Origin of the sequence: Shewanella sp. 11B5 (assembly GCF_002836795.1) — a bacterium.
Taxonomy (GTDB): Bacteria; Pseudomonadota; Gammaproteobacteria; order Enterobacterales; family Shewanellaceae; genus Shewanella; species Shewanella frigidimarina.
In genome coordinates, this window is the sequence record NZ_PJAP01000570.1 from 1 (window position 1) to 4242 (window position 4242).

Consider the following 4242-nt stretch of genomic DNA (forward strand, 5'->3'; position numbering starts at 1 on the left):
AACAAAATATGTCGATCGCCAGCTTGGTTGAGCATGTTCAGCAGCAAGACGATTTATAATTTGGTAACAGTCTAACTCGCTGGGGCGGTTTTTCGCTTCAACGCTAGGCCAACATCTGAGTTTTTTCATCGACTTGCATCGATACATTCATGTTATGTATAGCTATATAGGCTAAAACCACGACGTAAACGGACCCGTTATGCCAGACTCCAAGCATTGGACCTTAAAAAGTATTGCCAAAGAATTAGGTGTGTCGAATGCGACGGTATCTAATGCGTTTAATCGTCCAGATCAGCTGTCGGAAAAACGCCGTATAGACATTCTAGCTGCCTGTAACGAGCTAGGATATTTTGGACCCAATAAAGCCGCGCAATCTTTAAGGCGTGGCAAATTTGATACAGTAGCATTGGTATTATCGGACAGTATTGAATACATGGTGTCAGATCCTGTGGCCAGTAAGTTTATGAAAGGTGTTGCGGCCGTTTTTGAGCAACATAAAATTAATTTACTGTTGTTTTCTGGCAGTTCTGACAATGTGAATAGCGTAAATGATTTTGTCGATGGCTTTATTTGTTATGGCCGTCCTCGCAACCGTTTATTGGCTGAGCAATTAAAAAAAATCCGTAAAAAAGTAGTCACAGTCGACTTTAATATTCATCGCAGTGCTTCGGTGAGTATCGACAATAAAGCCGGTGCCTATGAAGTGGCTAAATTGGCGATTCAATCTGAGCAAGATCACGTCGCAATCCTTGGATTACGCTTGCTCGATACTCACTTAACCTGCCGCGTGTATGATATTCATTCTATGGAAATCGATACCTCAGTAGCGCATCAGCGTTTGCAAGGCTATTTGGATGCCATTGGTGATACTGGGGTTAAGCTTGGTGATGATCGCATTTGGAATATTCCTGAAAGTAATGCCGACTTTGCTGCCATAGCAGCCAAAGAAGCGCTTAATTGTGTACCGCGTCCTAATGTATTTTTGTGCATGAGTGACCTAATAGCCTTGAGTTTAATGCGCGAGGCAATCCAACAAGGTTTGCGGATCCCTGAAGATATTCGTGTGGTGGGTTTTGATGGTATTGATGAAGGCTCACGAGCTATCCCGCCGCTGACAACAGTGTTCCAGCATTCAGAACAAAAAGGTCGTAAAGCTGCAGAAATGTTTATTGCTGATGCCCATCATGCTGAAGTGTTGGGTTATGAACTTTCACGTGGTGGCAGTTGTTGATGTAATATTGATGACCGGACGATTCTTGATACAAACAGTTTGATACAAACAGATCGAGACAATCATATCGATACCAACAAGGCGCTTAATTAGGCGCCTTGTTTACGTTTAAGCTTAAAACACACGTAGATTATCCGCTGTGTTTAGCCAGTAAATCAGTCAGTACAATGTGAGTCGATTGCTGAGATTCAACGATGTTGATATGGGCTTCTTTGGTGGCAAAATTAACGCTTAACTTGGCTGAACTGTCGCCATGCACCCAACAAAGATCTAACTGATTAGCCTGGTTTGTCATGGTGAACTCACCATTAAAGGCATCGACTTTATTGCGTAGGGTGATCAGCTCACATAGCGCTTTAACAACCGGTTTTTGCATGGCTGTTTGAATGTTGCTTACCTGTAGATAAGGTCGGTTAATATCGCGACCTACTTGAGTTTGATTCAGTAACTCCATGGCATTAGGCACTGCCAGTAAGCCGGTGTAATACACCTGCGGAATACCGGGAGCAAAAAACTGCACGCTTCGAGCGATTAAATAATCAATGTTATTTTGGCCAAGCGCGTCGTAGTAGGTGCAATTAACTTGGTATAGGTCGACATTGCTGGCTGCTGCGCCCGTTGCTTGCAGGCTTTCACCTTTGCTATTGCTATGGATGCGATTAACTAAGTTATCAATTTCTGCAGCTGTTAATAAACCTGCTTTATTGCCGACCGGGCCAGCGTCAATAATGCCAATACCGTCATGGGTGTCTAATACCGTGACACAGTTGCGTGGGGCAATGGATAGCCAATGGCTTAATGCACTGACATCTTGGCTAAATAAGCTGTGGAGAATCAATGGCGGCAGCGCAAAGTCGTACACCATGTCTACGCGCTTAGCAATATCGAGCTGGGTCATGTAATGCGAGTGAATTTCGGCAAGGGTGGTCATGCCTAGGCTGTTGGCTTTTTTGGCTAACTCATCGACAAATTCAAATGATTCTTCAATCATAAAACAGCTAGTGCCTGGTTTTTTAATGGCATAACCCGCAGCGTCAAGACGAATAAGATCGACTTTGCTTTCATGAAAACGCGTTAGCACCTTGTTTAAATGTGCCTGACCTGCAGCGGTATGCACATTAATATCAATTTGATTTGAGGTAAAAGTCGTCCAAAACTCGGCTTGTGTACCGTCGGCGAGTTTATAGGTGGTGAAACAACTCCCCGGACGTGGGCGATAAATTTTAGCTTGGTTTTCTGCGCTTAAACCGTCTGGAAATACGCTATCTTTGGTTAAAAATAAATCCCAATAAACTGAGCTTTTACCGTTGGCAAGCACGTCTTGAAACTCGGTAGACTCTGCAGACATGTGGTTAACGATTAAGTCGGCCATGATGTCGTATTGTTGACCAATCTGCTTTACGTCATTCCAATCACCAAGACGTTCATCTACTTTTGCATGGTCTATAGGGTCAAAGCCTGCATCGCTGCCGTCAATCGGATAGTAAAAAGGTAACAGATGTACGCCACCAAAGAGATCATGCAGTTCTGTGTCTAGAACCTGTTTGAGTCCTTTTAAGTCTGAGTGCGCTATACGATCTACGTAAGTGATCAGCTGAACATTATTTTTCATGTTGGTGACTCTTAAAGTAAGTATTTAAAAAAACTTAATCGATTAAGTTGTATATTTAACCAATATGAAACATTATTCAAGGGCTTTGTTTAAATATTGAATTCGTTTTCTGTGGGAGAAGACGAATGTGTCGCCATAAATAGACTGTGTGACCACAAAGAAAACATATAACAATAAGGTGGGAAGTATGGTTAACCATATGAAGGATAATGAGAATAGCGGTAACACTAGGATAAGAATACTCACGTATTTAATGTTTTTTATGTTCGCGATGACTTCTGATGCGGTGGGAGTGATTATTCCTGAGCTGATTAACACATTTGATTTATCGATGTCTCAAGCGAGCGCATTTCATTACATGCCAATGCTATTTATCGCATTAAGTGGACTGTTTTTGGGCTTTTTGGCGGATAAGTTAGGCCGAAAAATAACAATTCTAATTGGCTTGCTGCTGTTTGCATTGGCAAGTTTTATGTTCGCATTAGGTGAGTCATTTTATTATTTTCTGTGTTTGTTGGCATTAGTGGGTATTGCTATTGGGGTGTTCAAAACGGGTGCGTTAGGGTTAATTGGAGATATTTCAGCTAACTCAAAACAACACTCAAGCACCATGAACACCGTCGAAGGCTATTTCGGTGTGGGCGCTATGGTCGGTCCGGCGATTGTCAGTTATTTATTGATAACAGGCGTGTCGTGGAAATATCTGTATTTTGGTGCCGGGGTGTTTTGTTTAATATTATGTTGGTTAGCTTATAAAGCTGACTATCCGCAACTTAAGCGCTCATCCACTCAAGATATTAATCTAGCCAGTACGTTTAGAATGATGAGAAACCCTTACGCATTAGGCTACTCTTTAGCGATTGGGCTTTATGTTGCTACTGAAGTGGCTATTTATGTATGGATGCCGACATTGTTACTAAACTATGAAGGTGAGTTAGCATTAATCGCGACCTATGCATTAACAATCTTTTTCACATTGCGGGCATTGGGACGTTTCTTGGGCGGTTGGATCCTCAATCGATACAGTTGGCAGCAAGTGATGTTTTGGTTCAGCCTAGCGATTAGTCTTTGTTACCTAGGTGCAATGATATATGGCATATCTGCAGCGGTTATTTTATTGCCATTATCAGGCTTGTTTATGTCAATGATGTATCCGACATTAAATTCTAAAGGGATTAGTTGTTTCCCTGTTGACCAACATGGTTCGGTTGCTGGGGTTATTTTATTCTTTACTGCACTTTCTGCTGCATTAGGTCCGTTGTTAATGGGGCTGGTAGGCGACATATTTGGCCATGTTAAGTACGGGTTTTATTTAGCAACCGGCTTTGCATTTATGTTGTGCTTATTGGCAGCTTACAATCTGCTTCGTGATCCGTCAGGGCATTTGTTGACCGCAGAC

General features: G+C 42.2%; 3 protein-coding genes. 2 read left to right on the top strand and 1 reads right to left on the bottom strand.

The genetic code is table 11. The annotated features are described in order from the left end of the window. The first annotated feature begins 199 nt into the window (after positions 1–199). Complete coding sequence (locus CXF78_RS13315) at positions 200–1231, top strand: LacI family DNA-binding transcriptional regulator (RefSeq protein WP_011639398.1); 1032 nt, start codon at positions 200–202, stop codon at positions 1229–1231. Between the two features lie 130 nt (positions 1232–1361). Here the strand turns inward: CXF78_RS13315 and gtfA are convergent, their stop codons facing one another. Then, positions 1362–2843, bottom strand: a complete 1482-nt coding sequence (gene gtfA, locus CXF78_RS13320) for a sucrose phosphorylase (RefSeq protein WP_102037068.1) — start codon at positions 2841–2843, stop codon at positions 1362–1364. Between the two features lie 187 nt (positions 2844–3030). On the opposite strand from gtfA, the gene CXF78_RS13325 reads away from it, so the two are divergent. Continuing rightward, positions 3031–4242: MFS transporter (locus CXF78_RS13325; RefSeq protein ID WP_102037069.1), on the top strand; the 1212-nt coding region annotated here is incomplete at its 3' end.

What these genes read in the sequence shown, in the direction of transcription:
- gtfA (WP_102037068.1), bottom strand. Translation starts at nt 2,843, where the DNA reads ATGAAAAATAATGTTCAGCTGATCACTTACGTAGATCGTATAGCGCAC.
- CXF78_RS13315 (WP_011639398.1), top strand. Translation starts at nt 200, where the DNA reads ATGCCAGACTCCAAGCATTGGACCTTAAAAAGTATTGCCAAAGAATTA.